The organism is Leptolyngbya sp. CCY15150 (genome assembly GCF_016888135.1).
Lineage (GTDB): Bacteria > Cyanobacteriota > Cyanobacteriia > RECH01 > RECH01 > RECH01.
This window is the reverse complement of sequence record NZ_JACSWB010000062.1, coordinates 1-507: the sequence shown is the minus strand read 5'-3', so window position 1 is coordinate 507 and position 507 is coordinate 1. Positions and strand designations below refer to the sequence as shown.

The following is a 507-nucleotide window of genomic DNA, read 5'->3' as shown; positions in this document are numbered from 1 at the left end:
CAAAAGCAAGGTGACGAGTTGTTTTGCCATCACCCAGTCATGTTTGAAGAAGCCCCAATGAGTAAAGCCACAAAGCAAAACACCAGTGATGACCGAAAACATAGCAGCAGGAATGATGATGTACTGCCCCAGAATGTTTCGCGCCAGGTTGATGCCATGAATTGCTTCCTCAGGTTCAAGTAGGACAATACTCAATGCCAGAGCAACAGAGCATAGGGCTGTGCCAAACCATAACCCACCCGTAGCAATGTGCAGGCTTAACAGCCAGTTTCTCTGATTCATCTTCAATCTCATGAAGCCTCATCAAAGGCGATCGCCTTATAGTTAGTTAGCGAGCTAACTATAAGTTCGGGGCGAGGACTTTGTCAAGGCGATTGCCAAGAGTCGTTTGCTAGCTTACAATAAGCGGACTAACTAAATCACCTCACTATGCAAATTTTTCCAAGGCAAGAGGCATTCCACGAGCTTGAGCGTGATTTTTCTGGCTTTGACGTAGAAGCGGTCGGA

1 pseudogene is annotated in these 507 nt (G+C 46.5%); it reads right to left on the bottom strand.

The features are described from left to right. A pseudogene (locus JUJ53_RS00285) lies at positions 1-282 on the bottom strand (hypothetical protein); the annotation flags it as partial. Positions 283-507: the final 225 nt, after the last annotated feature.